Below are 23,110 nucleotides of genomic sequence, written 5' to 3' on the forward strand. Positions count from 1 at the left end.
TAAACTCTCAAGCGTCATTGTTTTTATTATTAGCGCTCAATGTTAAGTAATAGTAAACTTATACGCAACCTATATTCATACTATTTAACTAACTTGCTTATTCTCTGCGCGCATTAAATCGCTTTTGCATCTAAAGTTTGCGCAATATTCCACAAAGCACTGATTGCAGGGTCATTTAACTCTTTCCTTAATACTGCCAAACCAATATCAAACCCATCAGGCGCTTGCATTTTTGGTGTTAGTATTTGTACTTTATCTTGCAGCGGGCTGTTATCTAGCACTATTTTAGGGACCATTGCGACACCTAATCCTAAGCTCACCATAGATACCATTGCTTCGTGCCCAGCAACTTGTGCGTAAATTTTCCCGTGAATATTATTTTTGCGCCACCAGTGTTCTAACCTTTGGCGAGAAAAACCTTGTTCTGGCACAATAAATTCTAAATCAGACCAATTAATGCCATCACTATTGTGTGTTAATTTTTCTGTGATCGGACATTGAATTTTTGGTCCAATTAATAAAAGTGGAGAATGCCCTATATCTACAAAAGCAATTTGCGCCGGTAACTTATTTGGCTTAGCTGCAATAGCCATTAATTCATGCCCATCTAACACACGGTTTATAGCAAGTGCAGGGTCGCCTGTATTTAATGTTATTTCTATATACTGATGCTGCGCACGAAGTTGCTCTAATATTTGATGTAAAAAACTATAAGATGCAGTAACCGAGCAATAAATACTTACTTTGCCGTAAATATGTTGTTGTGGGTCTTTCACATTCGTTTTAAAACGCTGCCAATTAGCAAGCGTTGCTGTGGCGTAATCAATAAACGACTCACCCTCACGCGTTAATTTAACACTGCGGTTATCGCGTACAAATAATGCAACACCTACCTCTTCTTCCAAGTGTTTTATATTGCGGCTCAAAGTGGGTGCGCTTATATGACAAAGCTCGCTTGCGCGTCCAAAATGAAGTGTTTTAGCCAGTGCTAAAAAGTAGTTTAAATGTTTATGATCCATGCCAAACCCAGTATTTCATATTATGAAACACTTTAATTCAAATATATCATTTTACGCAAGCAACGATTTTACATATGGTGTTTGTAAGCGCAATAAACCTTGCGCATCTAACAAACATGACTTTATAGGACACTAACAATGGCGAATTATTTCAATACCTTACCTTTACGCGAGCAATTAGCGCAATTAGCGCAATGTGAATTTATGGACGCAGGCGAATTTGCCGATGGCGTTGACGCACTTAAAGGTAAAAAACTAGTTATTGTAGGCTGTGGCGCACAAGGTTTAAACCAAGGCTTAAACTTACGTGACTCTGGTTTAGATGTTTCTTACACATTACGTGCTTCAGCTATTTCTGAGCGTCGCCAATCATTTTTAAATGCGTCTGAAAACGGCTTTACTGTTGGTACTTATGAAGAATTAATTCCTACCGCTGACGTAGTACTTAACTTAACACCAGATAAACAACATACCGCTGTAGTAAGTGCAATTATGCCACTTATGAAAAAAGACTCTACACTTGCTTACTCTCATGGTTTTAATATCGTTGAAGAAGGCATGCAAGTACGTGAAGACATTACTGTAATCATGGTTGCACCTAAGTGTCCTGGTTCTGAAGTACGTGAAGAATACAAACGCGGTTTTGGTGTGCCAACTCTGATCGCAGTTCACCCAGAAAATGACCCTCAAGGCCTTGGTTTAGCACAAGCTAAAGCGTATGCAGCGGGTACTGGCGGACATCGCGCAGGTGTACTTAAATCATCATTTATTGCTGAGGTTAAGTCTGACCTAATGGGCGAGCAAACCATTTTATGTGGCATGTTACAAACTGGCTCTATTTTATGTTTTGATAAAATGGTAGAAAAAGGCGTTGATGCGGGTTATGCATCAAAACTAATTCAATACGGCTGGGAAGTAATTACCGAAGCACTTAAGTACGGCGGCGTTACTAACATGCTTGACCGCCTTTCAAACCCAGCAAAAGTAAAAGCGTTTGAACTAAGTGAAGAGCTAAAACTAATTATGCGCCCGCTTTATAATAAGCATCAAGATGACATCATCGACGGCACTTTCTCACGCACTATGATGGAAGACTGGAATAACGATGACGTAAACTTACTTAAATGGCGCGCAGAAACAGCAGAAACTAACTTTGAAAAGACCCCTGCTGGCGATGTAGAAATCTCTGAACAAGAATTTTTTGATAACGGTATTTTAATGGTAGCAATGGTTAAAGCAGGTGTTGAACTTGCATTTGAAACCATGACAGCAGCCGGCATTATTGAAGAGTCGGCCTACTACGAGTCATTACACGAAACGCCATTAATCGCCAATACTATTGCGCGTAAAAAGCTTTTTGAAATGAACCGTACTATTTCTGATACTGCAGAATACGGCTGTTATTTATATAACCATGCATGTTTACCATTACTTGCTGATTTTATGAAAAACGTTGATACAGACATTATCGGTAAAGGCCTTGGCGAGCACAGTAACCAAGTGGATAACCAAACATTAATTCAAATTAACGCTGCATTGCGCGAACACCCAGTTGAAAAAGTAGGTGCTAAATTACGTGGCTACATGTCAGCAATGAAAAAGATTGTTTAACCCTAAACAATAAATGTTTCGCTTGTTAGAAACCAAGCCCGTATGCTTTTTGCATGTGGGCTTTTTTATGCCTGTTAATAAAACTTTAATCAATCTGGTATATCTTTGCCTATTCTGCTTAGCCAATATTTAGTTCCAAATAAATAATGTGCTAATATGTTTTTCTATTTAGTTGTAAAATTAATTAATATCATGACGATACAAAATCTTTCGATCACTCAAAAAATCACAGCTTTAGGCAGTGTTATTGCTATATGCGTAGCCGCACTGATTGGTTTGACTTCCCTACACAGCTCAGAGGATATTATTGAGCGACGTATGATTGAGTCAGAGCTCCCTAGTAAACTGCAAACAATCAGTAATCACATAGGCGGTGAAATCAACGAGTTACTCGGTGCTGCTCAGCAACTATCATCAAACGAATTTATTTTACAATGGGCTCAATCAAACAACCAAGACGATACATTACTATTAAAAGAATTAAATCGCGTTGCCCAGCAATACGATTTAGCCACAGCATCTTGGGCAAATAGAGACACTGCACAGTACTGGAACCAGAATGGGTTTTTGCGTGTGTTAAAAAACGATGCAGCCGATGGCTGGTTCTTTGCTTTTAAGCAATCAAAACAACCTTACTCTATCAGTATTTATCAAGAGTCAGCCAATGATGTGAAAATGTTTGTAAATCATCAGCAAGCTAATGGGACTGGTTTAGCAGGTCTTGCAAAAAGCATCACTGATATGCAAAAGCTATTACAGCAATTTAAAATTGAGCAAACAGGCTTTGTATTCATTGCAGATAAAAGTGGATTGATTCAGCTTCATAAAGATGCAAGTAAAGTAGCTAAAGCAAACATTGATGATTTATATACTGCAAATATTCACAGCCAACTATTTAATAGTAATGGCTTTGCACTAGAAGAAATTAATTTAAATGGCGAACCGACACTTGTAGCTGCTATGCCTATTAAAAACACCGATTTATATGTTGTAGCCCAAGTGCCAAAAAGTGAAGTTTTCGCAAGCGTAAACACCCTGCAATGGCAAATATTTACTTTTACGGTAATTACAGCATTGGTTGCGAGTTTAATCAGTTATTTGCTTGCTCGCTCACTTTCATCTCCACTTTCTAAAATGGCTGAGTTATTTTCACGCTTAGGCTCTGGCGATGCAAATTTAGCATACCGCTTACCAGAATCGAGCCAACCAGAGCTTAACAATCTAAGTAACGGCTTTAACCAGTTTATAAATAAAATAGAAACAGCGATTACTCAAGTTGCGAGCGAAAGTCACGATATTAGAAAAAGCTCTGATCATGTATTTGAACAAGCAAAACGGAACTCCCAAGCAATAGACAACCAAAAAGAACAAACAATATCTGTCGCAGCAGCAATCAACGAAATGGGCGCTACAGTACAAGAAATAGCGCAAAGCGCAGCAAATACAGCTAAGTTAACCGATAACAGCCGCGAAAATACTATTCAAAGCCATAAACAAGTACTCCAAAGCCAAGCAACTATATCAGCCCTTGCCAGCGATATTGATGGCATAACAGAGCAAGTTACTTTGCTTTCTAAAAAAACGGTTGATATTGCAAGTATTGTTGACTCAATTAGAGGCATATCGGATCAAACTAATCTACTTGCTTTAAATGCTGCAATTGAATCTGCTCGCGCAGGTGAACACGGACGCGGCTTTGCTGTTGTTGCTGATGAAGTACGTGCACTGGCAAACCGTACATCGCAATCAACCACCGAAATTCAATCTATGATTGAAGAGCTTACAAAAATATCTGATGATGTAGTTAATGATATTAGCCAATCGAAAGATAAAGCTCAGCAAAGCGTTGGTGCAATGCAAAGCTCTGTTGAATTACTTGATACGATAACCGAAACAGCAAATCAAATAAACGATATGGCTACGCTTATAGCGACTGCAACTGAGCAGCAAAGTAATGTGGTTGCCGATGTAAGTCGTAATATTGAGCAAATTAGCGAAATTAGCGATAAAGCAATGAGCGAACAAATCAATACAGAGCAAGCGATTCGCGACTTAGCCAACAGTGCACAAACACTTGATGCGCTTGTAGCTACCTTTGAACAGCATCGCTAAGCAGCTCTGATATTACACGCCAGCTATGAGCATAAGCTATATTCGAAGATAGTTTTTGCTCATAACGAATATGCTTAATTTACACAAACTAAGTACTTTTGCTATCGCCAGTATTAAATGCTAAAACGTACGCTTCCTTTTTAGCTCTAGGGAGCTTTTTTAATTGATACTCAAGCTTACTTGCTTCACTTTTATTACCTACTTGTTGTTGATGGATAAGTAAAAGAGGCCCTTTTCCTCTAAGGTTTTTAGCCCCTTTACCAGCTTGATGAGTTGCAAAGCGTTTTTCAACATTAGTCGTGATCCCTGTGTACCAATGACCAAATCGTGTTTCAACTATATATAAAAACCAAGTAGACTCAGTTTTTAAAATATTCGTTTCAATATGCTGTAAACTTTTTTCATTATCAGTGGTCAAAACATTACCTTAACGCCCTTAACATAAAACAATTGCTTAAAAGGGTTTTACCTTCAGTGACTAATCGGTATCATGCAGATTATAAAAAATAAGGATCACAACTAACAATGCAGTCGTTAAAAACTTTTTCTCTTTGGCTTATCGTCGCTTTAACACTTAGCTCAGCAGCAGGTTGCTCTAGCTGGGTATACCGAATTAACATTCCACAAGGTAACTTTTTAGAGCAATCGGATGTTGAAAAACTTCGTGTAAATATGACCCGAGAGCAAGTTGTTTATGTATTAGGTAGACCTATTGCCGAGGACGCCTTTGATAACAATACTTGGCGCTATATTTACAGCTTTAATAAAGGCCGTAAAAACGAACAAAATAAAGAGTTAGTAATTAACTTTGAAAATGAAAAGTTAGTTTCAATCTCAGGTGATTATGACCAACCTGAAAACTTTACTACACCGCTAGAGCAATAAACGTCTCAGGTAGTAAAAAAGGTGAGCATGGCTCACCTTTTTTATTGGTTTACTTAAAAAGCTTTTACCATTTTAAAAGACGTTAGCGTGTGATTTAATCTGTTAAATTGTTCGAAGTTTATGCCGATTGGTATTACTTCTCGAGTGGGCGACCACCCGTTATTTTATTTGCACGCCCCTCTTCTTTTGCTTTTTCTGCACGTTTTCTGCGGGCATCTTTAGGATCTGCAATTAGTGGACGGTATATTTCTATACGGTCACCGTCTTTTAATTCATAGTTAGCTTTTACAGTTCGATTCCACACACCTAACGTTAGCGATGTGGCATCTATTTCTGGGCACTTTTCTATAATACCTGACTGAATAACAGCTTGCTCGACTGTAGTCCCTTGTGGCACTTCAATTGATAAACACGTGGCCGTGGTCGGTAATGCAAAGACCACTTCAACATTAATCATACTCGCGCTCCATAAACCTGTTTTGCACGTTGAGTAAATGCACTCACCATATTTTTTGCTACATCGTTAAAAATCTTTCCAAAGGCAAGCTCTATTAACTTACTTGAAAATTCAAACTCTAGGTGCAAATGAACCTTACATGCTTTGGCGTCAAGCTCTTGAAAATGCCAGCGCCCTTTTAAGGTCTTAAACGGACCATCAACAAGGCGCAGTAACACGGTTTGCTCATCAACAAAGGTGTTTTCGGTGGTAAACCACTTTTTTATACCCGCCTTAGATATTTCTAAACTCGCGGTCATGTTATTATCGTGCTGTGAAACAATTTTTGAGTCTGAGCAATTTGGTAAAAACTGTGAATAAGCTTCTACATCATTAACTAGATCAAACATCTCTTTAGTGCTGTACATAACCAGCGCACTTTTTTCTATTTGTGGCATACTCACTCCCAACTGTGTGGGCGAATTTTAGCAAGCTTTGCGCGTTTCCCCAAATTTTCATGCTGCTTAAATTAAAGCTAAATTTTTAAAAGCATTATTAAAAAAATCGATGTAAAACATCTCACATTACGTATATTATAGGGCACTATGGCTAAGAAAAATTCATCAAAATCGACAAGTAATACCATCGCGCTAAACAAAAAAGCGCGACATGAGTATTTTTTACACGATAAGTTTGAAGCGGGTGTTGAACTACAAGGCTGGGAAGTTAAAAGTATCCGAGCTGGTAAAGTAAATATCACAGAAACTTATATTCATCTTAAAAATGGCGAAGCATTTTTACTTGGCAGTCAAATTCAGCCACTTATAAGTGCATCGACCCATGTAATTTGCGACCCGCTACGTTATCGTAAATTGCTATTAAGCAGACGCGAACTTGACCGTTTATTCGGTGCAACAGAGCGCGATGGCTATTCTTTAATAGCTACAGCGATGTACTGGAAAAAATGCTGGGTAAAACTTGAGTTTCATTTGGCAAAAGGTAAGAAATTACACGACAAACGCGAAGACGGTAAAGATAAAGACTGGTCGCGTGAAAAAGAACGCTTAATGAAGCATAAAGCATAATTAAAAACGCCTAATTTATTAGGCGTTTTTAATTTCACCTATATAAAAGCTCAAATAATACCAATTCTCTTAATTAAATAATCTACTTTGAAATAAGAAAATCGTATCGATAACAAGACAAAACTTGTTATACCAATCTGCTTATATATGGGGTCTATTTAACGTTAAGAAAATTACGCTAGAACTAGGCAAAAATTTTTATATCTAGTTGTTCTAAATAAAAAATTTTTAACGACGTTATAGTGCAATTTAATTCGTTAAATTGATCAAAGATTTATGCAGGTTGGTATTACTTAGCCATTATCAGCAATTACTCCTGCATTACCCCACCTCCTGTATCTAGCAGTCGTAAATCAGAAAATTTCAATGCCTTTAGCATCAACTTTAACCCCTCAAATTGATTAAGTATTACTGCGAATTGGTATTACATAATTGAATAAATTAAAAGTATAAAAACAAACATAAGTTTTAATTTATAGAAATAAATTATTACAAATTATTTCTATCATTAGCTATTCCACACATGGCTTCATGTAGCTATATGACAATTATTAACCCTATGTCCTATTCACGCTTAGTTTCACCTAGAAAACAAAGTATAAATAAGGTCATAAAACCCACAAAAAAGCATTGAAACTAATACTTAAATCACAAATCAAGCCAATTGCTAACACTTAAGTTACATGATATTAATACCCGCGCTTGTTAAGCAAATAATTTTATAATATATCAACAAGGACTTAAGGATGAAGCAATCAACTGCATTTACACCAAGCATTATTGTGGGCGCAACACTCGCATTATCAGCAGGTTTTACAACAACAGCCTACGCAGCAGAAGAAGCTAAAAAAGTAGAGCGAATTCAGGTTACTGGTTCTCGTATTAAGCGAACTGATATTGAAGGGCCTTCTCCGGTACAATCAATCGGTAGAGCTGAAATCGAAAACATGGGTTACGATAATTTACAGCAACTTCTAGAAAGAATGCCTGTAGCAGGTAGCGGTACTTTCTCTACTCGTGGTAACAACCAAGATTCAACCGCTAACGGTTCAGCTGCAGTAAGCTTACGTGGCTTAGGAGCCGATGCAACACTGGTATTAATTAATGGTCGCCGTGTATCAATTAGTGCCTTTGCTGAAGGTATCACCAACTCATTTGTAGATATTAACAGTATTCCTGTTTCTGCTATTGAGCGTATCGACATACTAAAAGATGGCGCTTCAGCTATCTATGGCTCAGATGCAGTAGCGGGTGTAGTTAACGTTATCTTAAAGAAAGATATTGATGGGGTTGAGATTAACCTAGGCTATGGCGGTACGGATGGTCCAAATTATGAAGAAACAACAGCAAGCCTAGTTTGGGGTACAACAAGCGAAAAAAGTAGTGCATCTGTTATTATCGATTACTTTAAAAACACATCTCTTTCTTCTGATGAAATGGGCAGCCTTGGCACTGCAAACCAAGCACCTTATGGTGGTGAAGATTTCCGTTCATCTCGTGGTTTCCCAGGCTACTTTTATGTGGATGGCGTTAAAACAATCGACCCTGCCTGTCCTGCTGAAAATGCAACTTCAAGTGGTAGCTGTTTATTTGATTACGGCCCATATGGATATGTTGCCCCAGCATCTGAGCGTGTAGGCGCTATTTCACAATTTGAATACCGCTTTGATAACGGCATTACTGGCTTTTTAGAAATGGCTGTTCAGCATAACAGCTCTGTCGCTGCAGGTGCACCAACACCACTTGATGAAGATGCAGGCCTTACGGTACCCGCTAATCACCCAAACAATCCATTTGGTGAAGACATTCAAATTGGTCGTTACCGTACAGTAGATGCAGGCGCTCGCCAATGGGACATTGAGTCAGACACCTTACGCTTTGTTGCAGGGTTAAAAGGCGAAATAAACGATTGGAGCTGGGAGACAGCGGTACAAAAAGGTCGCAGTAAATCACTACAAACAGGCGATCGTACACAAGGCTGGGTACGCACCGATTTCTTACAACAAGAAATTGATGCCGGTAACTATAATCCATTCGGTGGCACATATAACGACCCAGCTGTAATTGACAGAATCACAACTAGCTTAGTGCGTCGCGGTGAGTCTCATATGACCTCTTTTGACGCTAACATTACAGGTGAAGCGTTTAGTTTTGGTGGCGAAGCTGTAATGATGGCCGCCGGTATTGAGTACCGTGAAGAAGATGTAAATGATATCCCTGATGATCAATTTCAACGTGGCTTAATATTTGGTACTGAATCAGTATCAGCTTCTGCTGATCGTGAACAATACGCTGCATATGTTGAGTTCTCAATCCCACTTGCTGAAAACCTCGAACTACAATTAGCCGGTCGTTACGATGATTATAGCGACTTTGGTACAACAACAAATCCAAAAATAGCTCTGCGCTGGGCACCGACTGATGAAGTAACGGTTCGTGGTTCTTGGGCGCAAGGCTTTAGAGCGCCTTCGTTAGCGCAAATAGGCTTAGGTCCATCACAAAAAAGCCAATTTTTTGTTGATACACAGCGCTGTGAACAAACAGGATTAGATTGCCAAGCACTTGATTACAACATTGAGTTCTCTGGTAACCCTGATTTACAAGCAGAAGAGTCAGAATCATGGAACGTGGGCGTTATCTGGGCACCAACAGCTGAGTTTGGTTTAAGTGTTGATGTATGGAGCATTACTCAAGATAATAAAATCGATGAAGAAGAATTTGGTCCTATTTATGCTGCAGAATGTGGTAACCAAAATAGTACCGTATGTGTTCGTTTAGCTCCTACAGGCGGAGCAAGCTTAGGCACAATACAAAAAATACACAGCACATTTAAAAATTTATCATCGCAAGAAGTGTCTGGTGTTGATGTTTCAGCAAACTATAACCACTCTCTTGATGACTTAGGTTTACTTAAATTTAATTTAGAGTGGGCATATCAAGATAAGTTTGAAAAAGATGGTCGTGATTACACGGGTGAATATGGCTACCCAGAGCATCGCTTTATTTTCTCAACCAACTGGGAAATTGGTGAGTTTAACACCAATGTAAATATCAGTTATGTAGGCGAATTTGAAGATACGCCTGATATCGACTTTGATGGCAATTTAGACTTTGATAGCAATACTTCACGTATGATTGACTCGCAAACGCTTGTTGATTTACAAACGTCGTACCGTATTACTGAATCAGCTAAAATATCTTTAGGTGTTAATAACTTATTTGATGAAGAGCCACCATTTGCAATTGGTGATGGCGATGGCGATTTATACGGTTATGCATCAGCTGTGCATAATCCTCGTGGCCGCTACTTGTACACTAAAGTAAGCTTTTCTTTCTAAATAAAAGACACAAAAAAACCGCCAATTGGCGGTTTTTTTATTTAAAACTAAGGGCTAAATTATAGATCGCCTTCGTTTTCAGATAAGAACTTAGCAACGCCTTCAGGGCTTGCGTCCATACCTTTTTTACCTTCAGTCCAACCAGCAGGACATACTTCACCGTGTTCAGTGTGGAACGCTAGCGCGTCAACCATGCGAAGCATTTCGTCGATGTTACGACCTAGTGGTAAATCGTTCACTACTTGGTGACGTACATTGCCTTCTTCGTCGATTAAGAATGAACCACGAAATGCAACACCTGCTTCTGGATGCTCAACGTCATACGCTTTACAAATTTCGTGTTTAACATCTGCAACTAGTGCGTATTGAACTTTACCAATACCGCCGTCTGCAACAGCAGTGTTACGCCATGCGTTATGTGAGAATTGTGAATCGATAGAAACACCAATTACTTCTACGCCACGCTTTTGAAACTCTTCAAAACGCTTATCAAATGCAATAAGTTCAGAAGGACATACAAACGTGAAATCTAGTGGGTAAAAGAAGATAACTGCTTTTTTACCTTTAATTGTTTCATGAAGGTTATAGCTATCTACAATTTCACCGTTACCAAGAACAGCTGCAGCGGTAAAGTCTGGTGCCTGGCGGCCTACTAATACACCCATTTTATTCTCCAAATATTTTGAGTTTGTTTTCAATTGCTTTCGCAATGCTGGTACTTATATGGGCGCTAAAAATTAAAAACCAATAGCGAACACATATAATTAATTGGCATTCTAAAGTTATTCACTACAAAAGAACAATCGCATTTAACGATGTGAGCAATCGAAAATAACGAACACTTACAACTTGCACTAATCTGCTTGAATAATAGGTCTATTTTGAAGTGTAAATTGCGTTGTAATTAGATAGAACTTTTGACGTTACTGAAGAAAGCTTAATACATTAAATTGTTTAAAAATTCATATAATGCGGTATTAATTTTTACAGCTACAAAAAAACCTGCAAATGCAGGTTTTTCGTTTAAATTTAATCCATTATATCTGAGGGCATATCGCCTCGAATTTTTTGCCAAATCTCACCTGTTTGATGACCGTATTTACGCATCATCGAAATAGCACCATCGTGCTCTTTATTTTCTGCCAAGATTGTTAAATCTTTATAAAACTGACGAGCAAGTTCACGAGTTCCGGCATCAGAGAAGTAATGACAACCAATCTTTGAATAAAAGCCTCTAAAACCGTTGAGTATTAATACATAAATACGGTTATTACCCGCAACGGCTAATTCGTGATGAACTTTATAATCGTAGTCAGCAAATGCCTGCGCAGTGTCTTCTAGCTCATGACTTTGTGATAAAATTTCAATTACACGTTCAGGATTTAACTTAATTGCAGCACGTGTATAAATAGCACTGATATTAGTACGTGCAGATAAAAGCTGATCTGTCAGCTCTGGCATCTTGTCTTCATCTAAGCGCGCTAGTGTTTCAAGAATATTTAAGCCAGACGTCTCCCAAAAGTTATTTACTTTTGTTGGTTTACCATGCTGAATTGTTAACCAACCATCACGTGCTAAACGCTGTAATACTTCTCTCAAGGTCGTTCTTGTTACACCAATTAACTCTGAAAGTTCTCGCTCGGCAGGTAGAATTGAACCTGGAGGGAAATCGCCGTTCCAAATAGATTCAACTATATATTCTTCAGCAAATCCTGCTGGGCTTTTCGCTTTAAAAATTCTCATCCAGTTCCCACTCGAATTAATCAACACTCATCGTTTTACACGAATAACTGACTGATTGTACCAGACGAAGCATAACTAACAAGTAAAGTCAGATATATTAATAAGCAAATGAGTAGAAATTAAAGATTAATAAATAATAAAATTTAGGTTTTTCTAATATCGCTACAATGTATAAATATACAGAGCAATATTCATTGTAGGTACATTGTAATTATTGGTATTTTTATTTACACCATACTTAGCTGAATCAACTTAATACACATAAGTACATTAAAAAGGAACACCTATGCAACAGAGCGTTCTAACAGCAACTTTAAAGAAGTGATTAGGCAATGCACCAATGTTGTATAAGTAAGCGATATAACTTAGCTTATGTATCAATGGGAACTAAGTAGAGCGCCATGTAACCTCTGCTGAGGCTGTATTGAGTAGTCAATAATTTCATCTTATAAAAAGCGACTTCGGTAGCTTTTTTTTCCTTTTTGTTGCCGCATACATTATCCTAGGTCATAATCTAACATCTTATTTAAACGCGGAATTTTTATGAACTGGCTTGCGCAATTACCCACCCAACGTACCCCGTGGCTTTTATTTACAGCTATCGTTTTTTTACTTGAAGTGACCGCCCTTTTCTTTCAATACCAAATGGGATTGGCGCCTTGCATAATGTGCATATATCAACGTACCGCTGTACTGGGTTTATTAGGTGCAGGCATTGTAGGTTCGACTAAACCACAGAGCAAAGCAGTTCGTATATTAGCGTATGTAATTTGGGGTGTATCGAGTGTTTGGGGATACCTTATAGCTCGCGAGCATATTGATATGCAAACCACCACAGACCCTTTTGCATTTAGCTGTGAGTTTGAACCAAACTTCCCATCGTTTATGCCGTTACACGAATGGATACCTAGCTTTTTTCAGGCGACCGGGGATTGTGGAAATATAGATTGGCAGTTTATTGGTTTGAGCATGCCTGCTTGGATGGAAATTATATTTGCGCTATTCTCAATCACTTTGTTTGCGTTAGTGATTAGCCGCTTAATAACAAAAAAATCGATTTAATATGTTTACCTTTTTTTCAAGCCAATTAGATGATCTTAAACACTTAAAAGTGCGCAAGCGCCAGGACGTAATAGCACTTTCGTTAAGTATGTTATCGCCAACTGATAAAGTGTTACTACGTATTATTAAATTAATATTACTAAGTCCACTATTTTTAATATTCACGGTATTTAAAGGTTGGATATTAATCCCGTTTTTGATACTTGGTGGGCTTTGCTATCCGCTATTAACAACACCTATTGAAATTAACTTTGCTAAAAAGCACTTAAGCGATGCATTAAAACAATTTAATCAGGGCGCATAGCGCCCTGATTATTACTTAATAGCTTTAAAGTGAAATTTTCCCCTCTAATTTAGCTAATAGTTTTTTACCAATTCCTTTAACTTGCGATAAATCACTGACGCTTTTAAATTCACCGTTTTCTTCACGATAATCCACAATTGCCTGCGCTTTTTTCTTACCTATACCCGGTAGCTTAGCAAGCATATCTGCATCAGCATTATTTATACTAATTGTCTCAACTTGAGGCATTTGCTTGGTTACTTCCGATAGTTGTGCATATACGGTAGTTGCAGGTAGTAAGCATAATAAGCTTATGATGAGTAAATTTTTTAACGTTTTCATTAAACTTGCCCTTATTCTTCTTTTCTTAATTTTGAGTATTGCTCAGGAAATCAATAAATAAGGAACTGTAAAGTTCATCACTTAAAGTGTACCTAAGCGCATTATCACTATGATCCGAAATCCTGAAAATGCAGCTGGTACAACAAGTGATTGCTTAACTAAAGTAAAGTTACCGTTTTTTGTCAAATTTAAGACACCTAAAAATTAATACTTCACGCTTGCAAATTTACTTACAAACCATTACTGTACATAAAAACAGTAATCTAATGGTTTTTACAAACCACGGTGCCAAGCAATTTTGCAGGAGAAATCATGGCTGTTGTTGTTAAATATGTTGTAGAACGAAACGGAGTCGAGCGTATGACGTTTACTACCAAAAAAGAAGCTGATGCTTATGACAAGATGCTCGATATAGCAGAATCACTTGAGCTAATGCTAGAAAAGGTAGACGTACCGCTTAGTGAGCAACAAATTGAATCACTTGCTTTAGAAATAGCGAAAAGCAAAGATGACTTTATGACTATATTAAAGGGCGGCAAAGATCCCGTTGTTGCCAAAGCGCCAACAAAAAGTAAAAAGTCAGATAATGTTGCATCAATTGAAGATAGCAACGATAAAAAAGCAAGTTAATTCGTAGATTGCCCTTTCCTCGGACGGGACAAACTAAATAAAAAAGGGAGCAACTAAGTTGCTCCCTTTTTTATTATACCAATTCACTTAATTAAGTGATCTATTTTGAGGGTAAAAAAACGTGTTGATAGCTAGGCAAAAAATTCGATATTTAGTTGTTCTAAATGATAATTTTTTAACGCCAGTAGCGACACATTAGCCCCGCAAAATGATTAAGTATTATTGCGGATTGGTATTAATTACTACTCATTCAAAAATGAGTAGTAATTGCTATTTAAAGCTCTTTTTCTACTTCATCAAATAAAGCGGTAATGTTTTGCTCTGGCTCTTTTGTAGCTAAGCTAACAACAACAATTGCGATACTAGATAAAATAAAGCCAGGTACTATTTCGTACATAAAGCTACTTAAGCTTTCACCATTAATAGTAAACGGACCATAAACCCAAACAAGCACTGTAAACGCACCTACTAACATACCCGATAACGCACCGGCAAAATTCATACGTTTCCAGTAAAGGCTGAACAGTACCAATGGACCGAAAGCAGCACCAAAGCCTGCCCATGCATTACTTACTAGGTCTAAAATAGAGCTATCTCTGTCGTAAGCTAAGTAAATAGCAAACATAGCCACTACGGCAACGCTAATTCGACCAACAGTAACTAATTCAAAGTCGCTAGCATCTTTACGTAAAAATGTTTTATATAAATCTTCAGTCAATGAACTTGAGCTTACTAGCAATTGCGATGAGATAGTACTCATGATAGCAGCCAAAATTGCAGCTAGTAAAAAGCCAGCAATAAGTGGGTGGAACAATAACTCAGAAAGAATTAGGAAAATCGTTTCAGGATCTTCAACTACAATATTATTTTCATAAGTATAAGCAGCACCAAATATACCAGTACCAACAGCACCAAGGGCAGCAACAATCATCCATGTCATACCAATACGGCGAGCTTTAGGCATATCCTTAACACTACGTACCGACATAAAACGAACGATGATATGTGGTTGACCAAAATAACCTAAACCCCATGCCATTGCAGAAATAATACCCAATGCAGAGCCTGCTCCAATCCAGTTAAGCATATCTGGATTTACACTATGTAAAGTAGATTCTAGAGGTTGTTCAAGTAAAGAGTATGCAACAGTAGGCACTAGAATCAGTGCGATGAACATAATACAACCTTGCACGAAATCAGTTAAGCTAACCGCTAAAAAACCACCAAACAAAGTGTATAAAACAACGACACCCGTTGTAATGTATAAACCCACTTCATAACTTAAACCAAATGAGCTTTCAAACAATTTTCCGCCGGCTACAACACCAGATGACGTGTAAAGAGTAAAGAAGACTATAATCACAACAGCTGATACAACACGTAATAAGTTTGACTTATCATTGAAGCGATTTGAGAAGTAATCTGGGATTGTTATAGAGTCATTTGCTTTTTCAGTGTACACACGTAATCTAGGTGCAACTAACAGATAATTTAACCAAGCACCAATCACCAAACCAATTGCTATCCATGTACTACTAAAACCAGTAACAAACATCGCACCAGGTAGGCCCATTAAAATCCAGCCACTCATGTCAGATGCACCTGCAGATAGTGCAGCAACACTTGGTGATAGATTTCGTCCACCTAACATGTAACCTGATACATCGCCAGTAGATTGCTTATATGCATATAGTCCGATACCTAACATTACAACAAAATATAATGCTAGTGAAATAATCATTCCTGTTTCCAAATTAGCCTCCGCATAATTATTAATAACAGGCTCTTGATCCGAATATTGACTCTTAAAATATTATAATAAAGACACTATTAGGATAAAAACCATTCTCGCTGACTATATCATGCCTAACAATAAAATCTCCAACTTGTTGCTTCCAGCTGATACAAAAATACTCATGTTGAATAATTTTAAAGCGAATTGGTAAAATATAATGAATTAAATAGAAGAAACACCTTAATTTATAATGATAATTTATTAATCATGCAAATATACGTAATGCTATTTTGAATCTTTTGCCATATATTATTACAATACCCAATTACATCACTCTTACGGAACTGTTTATGTATTTTTACGCTGCACGTCAACCGATTTTAGATAGAGATAAAAAACTTATCGGTTATGAGCTTTTATTTCGTGATGGCGTTGATAACGTATTTCCCGATATAGATGGTGACGAAGCAACAACACGACTTATAGAGGGTAGCCAGTTTAATTTTGGTTTAGAAGATTTAACTGACAATAAACCTGCCTATATAAACTTCACCCTAGAAACACTATCAAAGGGTTACCCTACACTACTAGGTAAAGACACTATAGTTGTAGAAATACTTGAAACTATCCAGCCTGGTAAGCGTTTATTAGCTATCGTTAAAGATTTAAAAGATAAAGGTTACACTATTGCTCTTGATGACTATATTCATCAACCTGTATGGCGTCATTTTTACCCATTTATTGATATTATTAAAATAGACTTTTTAGCATCCGATATAGATACAATAAAAACGGTTCTAAACGATTTAAAACCGCACTCACATATTAAGTTACTTGCCGAAAAAGTAGAAACCTATGAAATTTACCAACAAGCTTTAGAGCTTGGGTTTGATTATTTCCAAGGATTTTTCTTCTCAAAACCTGAAATGGTACAAAGTAAGGCTCTACCACCTTCAGAAATGGCATTAGCTGAATTACTTTACGAAACATCAAGTGTTGATATGGATCTTAAGAAAATCACTGATGTGTTTGAACGTGATGTAAACCTATCTTATAAATTACTTAGGTATTCAAATTCTGCCGCATTTGCAAGACGCGCAGAAATAAGTACCATTAAGCAAGCTCTTATAGTGCTTGGCGCCAATGAAATTAAAAAGCTATTGTCACTACTGTTTGCAGCACAAGTATCAGCAGACAAACCTGTAGAGCTAATTAGGCTATCGCTTACGCGCGCTCGATTTGCTGAATTGCTCGCTATATCCCATGGGCAGTTTAAAGATACCGGCATGGCATTTTTAACCGGTATGATGTCGCTAATGGATGCTATTTTAGATGAGAGTATGGAAAGCGTAATGAAAAAGCTTCCACTTTCTAATGATATAAAAGCAGCGCTATTAAACGATGAAGGCTTGCTAGCAAAATATTTAAACTTAGTTAAATACTACGAACAAGCAAACTGGTCAGCTGCAAACGAGCTAACGAAAGAGCTAAATCTAGGTGAAAAAGTTCCCGATGCTTATCATGAAGCGCTAGCTTGGGTTAATGAACAAATGCAGTTAGTAGTGAACGAAAAATAAACTACCTGAACTCTGGTTAAGATATTTACTAATATATTAAATCATAATGATATTTAAATTTATTTTTCTCTAGCCAGAGATTTTCAGTGAAAACAAGGCGAACTTACGCGTCAATAGTTAGCCTATTGCAAGTAAATTCAACGTAGTTAGCGCTGAAAATAACTGCTCGAGATAGATTTATTATCCAGAGTTCAGGTTAAATATATAAACAGCAAATAAAAACGCCAGCATTTAGCTGGCGTTTTTATGAGTGGCTTTTCAATTATAAACTTTCTAAAAAGTCTTCATCAAAATCAGCTGGCTCTTCTTTTATTGGTGGGTTGCCATCGTACAGCTCATAAATCTGACGCTGGAAGTAAATATCTTTTACAAATAAGTACGGATCAAGTGAATCATTTAATAACCCTTCTTGTGGGATTAATGATGCACGCGCCTCAACTGCTTTTAAAACAAACACTAGAATAGTTTGTGGAGTCGTTAGCGCAACTTCAGGTAATACAAAGTTGTCGACTACATCACCGGTCAGGTTACGTGCTGTTGTAGGACCCATGCCAGGTAGCATTAAATAAGCACCATCACCCACGCCCCATACACCTAACGTTTGTCCAAAGTCTTCATCTACAATTTCAAGACCAAGTGAACTGGCTACATCAAAAATACCAAAAATACCAACCGTAGAGTTAACTAAAAAACGCGCTAAGCTCACACTTGCATTACCCGGTTTACCTTGCAAACCCGCATTAATCATATCGACAGGTGCTGTAATATTACCTGTAAAATTAACAATACCGTTTCTTACCGGTACAGGCGTTACTTCAACATAACCTACAGCAACTGGGCGCAATAAATAAGCATCCAGTACATCCATATTAAAGTCGTATAACGGACGATTAATACTTTGCAGCGGATCTCTGTCATCTACTTTGCTTTGTGGTACTTGAGCACACCCGGCTAGTATCAATAAACATAAAAAAGTAAAACTGTGTTTTAACATCTAACGTCCTTAAGGTATTAATGTATCAATTTGAAGTTGGTAGTCACTTACACTTTCACGCTTTAACGACTCTGAATGACCTTCTAGCTCACCAGAACTTGGCATAACCGAGTCATCTATAGAAATACGCGCCGAAATAATAATATTTTCTGCACTAGATAAGTTAAGCCCTGCAACCATTGCACTACTATCACTCAACTCAACTGTAATTGGAAATGAATAATTAGCGAGTTTAACAGCAGCTAATGGCATTGGCGAACCACTTGCTGCTTTTGCAAATATAAACAAGATACCGTCTTTTGGCTGTTTATCTATAAGCTCTTTTGCAATGTCGACTGTAACTGCAATAGCACCCGTTGTAGTAACTGGCATAACAGAGCCTTCCGTTTGCATTTGCTTCTCTATATCAGCGATACGCTCAGAGATCATGCTATAACGAGAATCATTTTTTTCCATACTCGCAAGTAAAACTTCAAATGCAGCTTTGGCTTGAGGCCAATCTTTACGTTCATAAGCAATGAGTGCTAATAACGAAATTGCATCTAAATTGGTAGGCTCAACTTTTAGTACTTTTGAGAGCATACCTGCCGCACGAGTCATATTAGCTTCGCTACCTTCTAGTAATAAAACTTGGCTATAACTAATAAGTACCTGCATATTATCAGGATTCATACGAAGTGCTTTATCAAATGACTGCTGCGCCATGTCAAATTCATTAAGCGACATAGCAACTCGTCCAAGTAGCATCCAAGCAACTTCATCATCACCTGAGCGGCTAAGCTTTGTACGAAGTGCCAATGCAAAAGCCTGCAGCTCATTTTGGCTAAGCGGCTCACCTTTTTGCATTACAGCACGCTCGCCGTAATCAGCTAAATTATCCATTGCATCATGCCAAGCCGAAATTTGCTGCTGACTACCCGTTAAACCATAAAAAACACCTGTTAGAGCAAGAACAAATGCGCCACCAGTTAAAGCAAAAATACGATTATTACCTTTGCTGTTTAGTGATTTTTCTGGTGATAACTCATTCAATAAACGGCGTTTTAATTCAATAATTGATTCTGCATGATTTACGGTATCAATACGCTGATTGTCTAAATCGGTTTGTAAATCAACTAAACGCTGCTCATAAATGCTAATTAACTCAGCATTGGCGTTATGAGTAATTGTTTGAACGCGCTCTTTTTTTAAAAAAGGCAACATCACAAACCCAAGAGCAACCAGTGTGAGTAAAGCAAAACACGCCCACATTAAAATCATTTAACTTTGCTCCTGACGTTTATTTTGTTCAATTAGCTTAGCTAACAACATTTCGTCGTCACTGCTCCACGTTTGTTTTACTGATGCTTTTCGCTGGCGAATAACAATAAAACCAAAGCCGACTATGACAATTAATACAGGTAATACCCAAAGTACTAAAGTCGCTGGTGTAACTGGTGGGTCGTAATGAACAAAATAGCCAAAGCGGTCAATCATGTAATCAATCACTTCGTCTTTGCTCTTACCTTCTTTAACCAATACGAGTACTTTATCGCGCAAGTCTTTAGCAACCACAGCGTCAGAGTCCGCAATGTTTTGATTTTGACACTTAGGACAGCGCAGCTCTTTAGTTAGCTCTTCAAACAATATTGCTTGTTTGTTGTTATCAAATTGATAGCGATCTTGCTCTGCAAACGCACAGATGCTTACAAAAAGGCTAAGCGTAAGTAGTAACCATTTCATTATTTAAGCTCCTGCATAATTGGCGCAAATTTAGCACGCCATACTCGCGGGTTTATATCGCCCGTGTGATGCAATAAAATAGTGCCGTTTTTATCGACTAAAAATGTTTCAGGCGCACCTGAAACACCTAAATCCAACGACAAAGTACGATGTAAATCTAAGATATTAAATTGATATGGGTCACCCGCACGTTGCAGCATATCGCTCACTTCACTGCGAAGTGATTGCATATCAAAAGGGCCATCAAAGTCAGCATCGTAACCTTGTACGTAATAAAGCCCAATAATTTTAACGCCTTGCTCACGTAACTTAGTTAAATAACCAAGTTCAACTAAACATGTTGGGCACCAAGTACCCCATACATTTAGTAAGTAAACTTCGCCTTTTAAAGACTCGTTGGTCCACGGCTTAATATCTTGCATTAAATCAGGTAGATTAAATGCTGGCATTTCTTGACCTAACCGACCCGTTTGAATTTCACGAGGATTAGCAAAAAGGCCTTGGTATAAAAATACACATACAAAAGCAAATACTAAAAGCGGCGCAATAGCTAAAATTTTACGGTTCATAAAACATTCTCCGATGCAGCTCTACGCGCTGTTTTAGCTGATGTGCGGTAGCGTTTATCAAATAAAATCATAAATCCAGCTAGGGAAATAAGCACACCACCAATCCACATCCAACGAACAAACGGTTTATGATAAATGCGAAGTGACCATGCACCTTGGCTCAACTGCTCACCTAACGCTAAGTATAAATCACGTGTAAAGCCTGCATCTATGGCCGCCTCGGTCATAAACTGCATACCAATATCATACTTACGTTTTTCGGCATGTAAGCGTGTTACTAGCTCATTGTTTTTAAGCACCGATACAACACCCGCATGACCACTGTAGTTCGGCCCGCGAATAGTTTTAACACCATCAAAACGGTATTCATACTCGTTAAGCTGAACTGTATCGCCTTGCTTCATCGATACGTCACGCTCAACTGAATACGCCGATGTAAGCGTTACACCTACAATAACAAACGAAATACCAATATGCCCAAGCACCATAGCCCAGTAACTTACACCTAAGCGTTTTAAACCTTCTTTTAAGGTGCCATGCACTGCGGCTTTAGTGTAAATGTCGATCCCAGTTGATATTGCAATCCAAACCGCAAGCGTAGTGGCCAGTAGCGTAAGTGGTTTTACTAAATCGTAACTTGAAAACAACCAAGCACAGGTAATCACTACACTGGCTAATACGCCCATTAATATTTTGTTTTGTAAGAAAGCCCATTTATTTTGCTTCCAGCGTAAAAATGGTCCTATACCCATCAAAATAGCAAATGGTACTAAAATTATTGCAAACATCTTATTAAAAAATGGTTCGCCAATAGAAATACTGCCCAAGCCCATTTCTTTATGAACCATAGGTAATAACGTACCCAGCAATACGATTAATGTAGCAACTACTAAAAATATATTATTGAGCCATAACGCCACTTCGCGTGATACAAACTTGTATCGGCCTTCACTATGTACTTGCGATACACGCAGTGCATATAACGCTAAGCCACCACCTACAACGATGCCTAAAAAGGCGAGTATAAATAAGCCTCTATCAGGGTCTGTTGCAAAAGCATGCACCGATACAATAATACCCGAGCGCACAATAAAGGTGCCTAACAAGCTTAATGAAAATGCTGCGATAGCAAGTAGTACGGTCCACGATTTAAATACACCACGTTTTTCGGTTACGCTTAATGAGTGTAGTAATGCTGTAGCTACAAGCCATGGCATTAATGATGCGTTTTCGACTGGATCCCAAAACCACCAGCCGCCCCAGCCAAGCTCTGAATATGCCCACCAGCTACCAATTGTGATTCCTAGAGTTAAAAAGCCCCATGCAGTCATTGTCCACGGACGTGACCACTTAGCCCATGTGTTATCAAGCTTACCGGTTAACAACGCAGCAATAGCAAAAGAGAAAGCAACTGATAGCCCTACATAACCCATGTACAGTAATGGCGGGTGAATAATCATGCCCGGATCTTGAAGTAACGGATTTAAATCACGCCCTTCAACAGGGAAATAAGGGAGTAGGCGCTCAAACGGGCTTGAAAGTAGTAAGGTGTACATCATAAAACCTACACCTAAAAAACCAAGTACGCCCAATACGCGAGCACGTAGCACCCAAGGTAATGATTTAGAACGCGCAGCGACAACGGCAGTCCAACCAGCTTGCATTACTAACCACAGTAAAATAGCGCCTTCATGGCCGCCCCATGTAGAGGTGATTTTGTAATACCAAGGCAGTGTACTACTTGAATGATATGCCACATATGATACGGTAAAATCATCCGTTACACTGGCGTAAATAAGTGCTGCAAAAGAGATTAAAACAAAAGCGAATTGCCCAATTGCTAAAGAGGGAGCTGCACGCATTAATCGAAGATTACCGGTATGCGCGCCCCAAAGAGGAAAAATACACAGTAAAACGCTTAGCACCATGGCAAGCGTTAAAGAAAAATAACCAATTTCTGGGATCAT

Annotated in this window: 22 protein-coding genes; 9 read left to right on the forward strand and 13 right to left on the reverse strand. The window is 38.2% G+C overall.

Features of this window, described 5'->3' with window-relative positions; genetic code table 11:
* Positions 1–113: 113 nt before the first annotated feature.
* Positions 114–1,019 (reverse strand): HTH-type transcriptional activator IlvY, encoded by a 906-nt coding sequence (gene ilvY, locus I6F50_RS03460; RefSeq protein ID WP_165728716.1) that lies wholly within the window; start codon positions 1,017–1,019, stop codon positions 114–116.
* A gap of 138 nt (positions 1,020–1,157) precedes the next feature.
* Here ilvY and ilvC point away from each other — a divergent pair, with 138 nt between their 5' ends.
* Positions 1,158–2,630 (forward strand): ketol-acid reductoisomerase, encoded by a 1,473-nt coding sequence (gene ilvC, locus I6F50_RS03465; protein ID WP_024589917.1) that lies wholly within the window; start codon positions 1,158–1,160, stop codon positions 2,628–2,630.
* 192 nt (positions 2,631–2,822) lie between these two features.
* On the forward strand, positions 2,823–4,742 hold the full coding sequence (locus tag I6F50_RS03470; RefSeq protein WP_197118732.1) for a methyl-accepting chemotaxis protein: 1,920 nt from the start codon (positions 2,823–2,825) through the stop codon (positions 4,740–4,742).
* Positions 4,743–4,830: 88 nt separating this feature from the next.
* Here I6F50_RS03470 and I6F50_RS03475 read toward each other — a convergent pair whose 3' ends face one another.
* Positions 4,831–5,160: a GIY-YIG nuclease family protein gene (locus I6F50_RS03475; protein WP_165728714.1), complete on the reverse strand. Its 330-nt coding sequence runs from the start codon at positions 5,158–5,160 to the stop codon at positions 4,831–4,833.
* Between the two features lie 107 nt (positions 5,161–5,267).
* Here I6F50_RS03475 and I6F50_RS03480 point away from each other — a divergent pair, with 107 nt between their 5' ends.
* Positions 5,268–5,627, forward strand: coding sequence for an outer membrane protein assembly factor BamE (locus I6F50_RS03480; RefSeq protein WP_004335706.1), 360 nt, complete (start codon positions 5,268–5,270; stop codon positions 5,625–5,627).
* 133 nt (positions 5,628–5,760) lie between these two features.
* Here I6F50_RS03480 and I6F50_RS03485 read toward each other — a convergent pair whose 3' ends face one another.
* Together I6F50_RS03485 and I6F50_RS03490 are read right to left on the reverse strand one after the other, a co-directional pair.
* The gene (locus I6F50_RS03485) at positions 5,761–6,084 is read right to left on the reverse strand and encodes an RnfH family protein (RefSeq protein WP_007584122.1); all 324 of its coding nucleotides are present in this window, start codon (positions 6,082–6,084) and stop codon (positions 5,761–5,763) included.
* Positions 6,081–6,521 (reverse strand): type II toxin-antitoxin system RatA family toxin, encoded by a 441-nt coding sequence (locus I6F50_RS03490; RefSeq protein ID WP_007584120.1) that lies wholly within the window; start codon positions 6,519–6,521, stop codon positions 6,081–6,083. The genes I6F50_RS03485 and I6F50_RS03490 overlap by 4 nt, the downstream gene beginning before the upstream one ends.
* 147 nt (positions 6,522–6,668) lie before the next feature.
* On the opposite strand from I6F50_RS03490, the gene smpB reads away from it, so the two are divergent.
* Both smpB and I6F50_RS03500 read left to right on the forward strand, forming a co-directional pair.
* Positions 6,669–7,148, forward strand: coding sequence for an SsrA-binding protein SmpB (smpB, locus tag I6F50_RS03495; protein WP_010553883.1), 480 nt, complete (start codon positions 6,669–6,671; stop codon positions 7,146–7,148).
* A 746-nt stretch (positions 7,149–7,894) separates the two neighbouring features.
* Entirely contained in the window at positions 7,895–10,486 is a 2,592-nt protein-coding gene (locus I6F50_RS03500) for a TonB-dependent receptor (RefSeq protein WP_024608153.1), read from the forward strand.
* Positions 10,487–10,545: 59 nt separating this feature from the next.
* On the opposite strand, the gene I6F50_RS03505 is transcribed toward I6F50_RS03500, so the two are convergent.
* Both I6F50_RS03505 and fadR read right to left on the reverse strand, forming a co-directional pair.
* Positions 10,546–11,151: a peroxiredoxin gene (locus I6F50_RS03505; RefSeq protein WP_166421016.1), complete on the reverse strand. Its 606-nt coding sequence runs from the start codon at positions 11,149–11,151 to the stop codon at positions 10,546–10,548.
* A 364-nt stretch (positions 11,152–11,515) separates the two neighbouring features.
* Positions 11,516–12,229 (reverse strand): fatty acid metabolism transcriptional regulator FadR, encoded by a 714-nt coding sequence (gene fadR, locus I6F50_RS03510; RefSeq protein WP_004335692.1) that lies wholly within the window; start codon positions 12,227–12,229, stop codon positions 11,516–11,518.
* Between the two features lie 543 nt (positions 12,230–12,772).
* Between fadR and dsbB the strand changes: the two genes are divergently transcribed.
* Together dsbB and I6F50_RS03520 are read left to right on the forward strand one after the other, a co-directional pair.
* Positions 12,773–13,291 carry a disulfide bond formation protein DsbB gene (gene dsbB, locus I6F50_RS03515; protein WP_165728713.1) on the forward strand — a complete coding sequence of 173 codons (519 nt, stop codon included), beginning with the start codon at positions 12,773–12,775 and terminating at the stop codon, positions 13,289–13,291.
* Between the two features lies 1 nt (position 13,292).
* On the forward strand, positions 13,293–13,595 hold the full coding sequence (locus I6F50_RS03520; RefSeq protein ID WP_165728712.1) for a DUF6170 family protein: 303 nt from the start codon (positions 13,293–13,295) through the stop codon (positions 13,593–13,595).
* A 24-nt stretch (positions 13,596–13,619) separates the two neighbouring features.
* Here the strand turns inward: I6F50_RS03520 and I6F50_RS03525 are convergent, their stop codons facing one another.
* The gene (locus tag I6F50_RS03525) at positions 13,620–13,916 is read right to left on the reverse strand and encodes a helix-hairpin-helix domain-containing protein (RefSeq protein ID WP_165728711.1); all 297 of its coding nucleotides are present in this window, start codon (positions 13,914–13,916) and stop codon (positions 13,620–13,622) included.
* 312 nt (positions 13,917–14,228) lie between these two features.
* On the opposite strand from I6F50_RS03525, the gene I6F50_RS03530 reads away from it, so the two are divergent.
* Positions 14,229–14,546: a YebG family protein gene (locus I6F50_RS03530; RefSeq protein ID WP_165742291.1), complete on the forward strand. Its 318-nt coding sequence runs from the start codon at positions 14,229–14,231 to the stop codon at positions 14,544–14,546.
* A gap of 274 nt (positions 14,547–14,820) precedes the next feature.
* On the opposite strand, the gene putP is transcribed toward I6F50_RS03530, so the two are convergent.
* Positions 14,821–16,299 carry a sodium/proline symporter PutP gene (putP, locus tag I6F50_RS03535; RefSeq protein ID WP_165728709.1) on the reverse strand — a complete coding sequence of 493 codons (1,479 nt, stop codon included), beginning with the start codon at positions 16,297–16,299 and terminating at the stop codon, positions 14,821–14,823.
* A 332-nt stretch (positions 16,300–16,631) separates the two neighbouring features.
* Here putP and I6F50_RS03540 point away from each other — a divergent pair, with 332 nt between their 5' ends.
* Positions 16,632–17,858 carry an EAL and HDOD domain-containing protein gene (locus I6F50_RS03540; protein ID WP_007584100.1) on the forward strand — a complete coding sequence of 409 codons (1,227 nt, stop codon included), beginning with the start codon at positions 16,632–16,634 and terminating at the stop codon, positions 17,856–17,858.
* A gap of 262 nt (positions 17,859–18,120) precedes the next feature.
* Here I6F50_RS03540 and I6F50_RS03545 read toward each other — a convergent pair whose 3' ends face one another.
* From I6F50_RS03545 to I6F50_RS03565, 5 genes are read right to left on the reverse strand one after another with little or no spacing between them, the layout of a single operon-like run.
* Positions 18,121–18,852, reverse strand: a complete 732-nt coding sequence (locus I6F50_RS03545; protein ID WP_007585858.1) for a VacJ family lipoprotein — start codon at positions 18,850–18,852, stop codon at positions 18,121–18,123.
* A 9-nt stretch (positions 18,853–18,861) separates the two neighbouring features.
* Entirely contained in the window at positions 18,862–20,112 is a 1,251-nt protein-coding gene (ccmI, locus tag I6F50_RS03550) for a c-type cytochrome biogenesis protein CcmI (protein WP_197141425.1), read from the reverse strand.
* Positions 20,113–20,574, reverse strand: coding sequence for a cytochrome c-type biogenesis protein (locus tag I6F50_RS03555; RefSeq protein ID WP_165739534.1), 462 nt, complete (start codon positions 20,572–20,574; stop codon positions 20,113–20,115).
* Complete coding sequence (locus I6F50_RS03560) at positions 20,574–21,143, reverse strand: redoxin family protein (RefSeq protein WP_165728706.1); 570 nt, start codon at positions 21,141–21,143, stop codon at positions 20,574–20,576. Before I6F50_RS03560 ends, I6F50_RS03555 begins: the two co-directional genes overlap by 1 nt.
* The gene (locus tag I6F50_RS03565; protein ID WP_197175319.1) at positions 21,140–23,110 is read right to left on the reverse strand and encodes a heme lyase CcmF/NrfE family subunit; all 1,971 of its coding nucleotides are present in this window, start codon (positions 23,108–23,110) and stop codon (positions 21,140–21,142) included. Before I6F50_RS03565 ends, I6F50_RS03560 begins: the two co-directional genes overlap by 4 nt.

The sequence above is a fragment of the Pseudoalteromonas sp. NZS127_1 genome (genome assembly GCF_015864295.1).
GTDB lineage: Bacteria > Pseudomonadota > Gammaproteobacteria > Enterobacterales > Alteromonadaceae > Pseudoalteromonas > Pseudoalteromonas arctica.

What these genes read in the sequence shown, in the direction of transcription:
- I6F50_RS03480 (WP_004335706.1), top strand. Translation starts at nt 5,268, where the DNA reads ATGCAGTCGTTAAAAACTTTTTCTCTTTGGCTTATCGTCGCTTTAACA.
- I6F50_RS03520 (WP_165728712.1), top strand. Translation starts at nt 13,293, where the DNA reads ATGTTTACCTTTTTTTCAAGCCAATTAGATGATCTTAAACACTTAAAA.
- I6F50_RS03500 (WP_024608153.1), top strand. Translation starts at nt 7,895, where the DNA reads ATGAAGCAATCAACTGCATTTACACCAAGCATTATTGTGGGCGCAACA.
- I6F50_RS03540 (WP_007584100.1), top strand. Translation starts at nt 16,632, where the DNA reads ATGTATTTTTACGCTGCACGTCAACCGATTTTAGATAGAGATAAAAAA.
- I6F50_RS03530 (WP_165742291.1), top strand. Translation starts at nt 14,229, where the DNA reads ATGGCTGTTGTTGTTAAATATGTTGTAGAACGAAACGGAGTCGAGCGT.
- ilvC (WP_024589917.1), top strand. Translation starts at nt 1,158, where the DNA reads ATGGCGAATTATTTCAATACCTTACCTTTACGCGAGCAATTAGCGCAA.
- I6F50_RS03560 (WP_165728706.1), bottom strand. Translation starts at nt 21,143, where the DNA reads ATGAACCGTAAAATTTTAGCTATTGCGCCGCTTTTAGTATTTGCTTTT.
- I6F50_RS03565 (WP_197175319.1), bottom strand. Translation starts at nt 23,110, where the DNA reads ATGATCCCAGAAATTGGTTATTTTTCTTTAACGCTTGCCATGGTGCTA.
- smpB (WP_010553883.1), top strand. Translation starts at nt 6,669, where the DNA reads ATGGCTAAGAAAAATTCATCAAAATCGACAAGTAATACCATCGCGCTA.
- ilvY (WP_165728716.1), bottom strand. Translation starts at nt 1,019, where the DNA reads ATGGATCATAAACATTTAAACTACTTTTTAGCACTGGCTAAAACACTT.
- dsbB (WP_165728713.1), top strand. Translation starts at nt 12,773, where the DNA reads ATGAACTGGCTTGCGCAATTACCCACCCAACGTACCCCGTGGCTTTTA.
- I6F50_RS03525 (WP_165728711.1), bottom strand. Translation starts at nt 13,916, where the DNA reads ATGAAAACGTTAAAAAATTTACTCATCATAAGCTTATTATGCTTACTA.
- I6F50_RS03555 (WP_165739534.1), bottom strand. Translation starts at nt 20,574, where the DNA reads ATGAAATGGTTACTACTTACGCTTAGCCTTTTTGTAAGCATCTGTGCG.
- ccmI (WP_197141425.1), bottom strand. Translation starts at nt 20,112, where the DNA reads ATGATTTTAATGTGGGCGTGTTTTGCTTTACTCACACTGGTTGCTCTT.
- I6F50_RS03490 (WP_007584120.1), bottom strand. Translation starts at nt 6,521, where the DNA reads ATGCCACAAATAGAAAAAAGTGCGCTGGTTATGTACAGCACTAAAGAG.
- fadR (WP_004335692.1), bottom strand. Translation starts at nt 12,229, where the DNA reads ATGAGAATTTTTAAAGCGAAAAGCCCAGCAGGATTTGCTGAAGAATAT.
- I6F50_RS03470 (WP_197118732.1), top strand. Translation starts at nt 2,823, where the DNA reads ATGACGATACAAAATCTTTCGATCACTCAAAAAATCACAGCTTTAGGC.
- I6F50_RS03485 (WP_007584122.1), bottom strand. Translation starts at nt 6,084, where the DNA reads ATGATTAATGTTGAAGTGGTCTTTGCATTACCGACCACGGCCACGTGT.
- I6F50_RS03545 (WP_007585858.1), bottom strand. Translation starts at nt 18,852, where the DNA reads ATGTTAAAACACAGTTTTACTTTTTTATGTTTATTGATACTAGCCGGG.
- I6F50_RS03505 (WP_166421016.1), bottom strand. Translation starts at nt 11,151, where the DNA reads ATGGGTGTATTAGTAGGCCGCCAGGCACCAGACTTTACCGCTGCAGCT.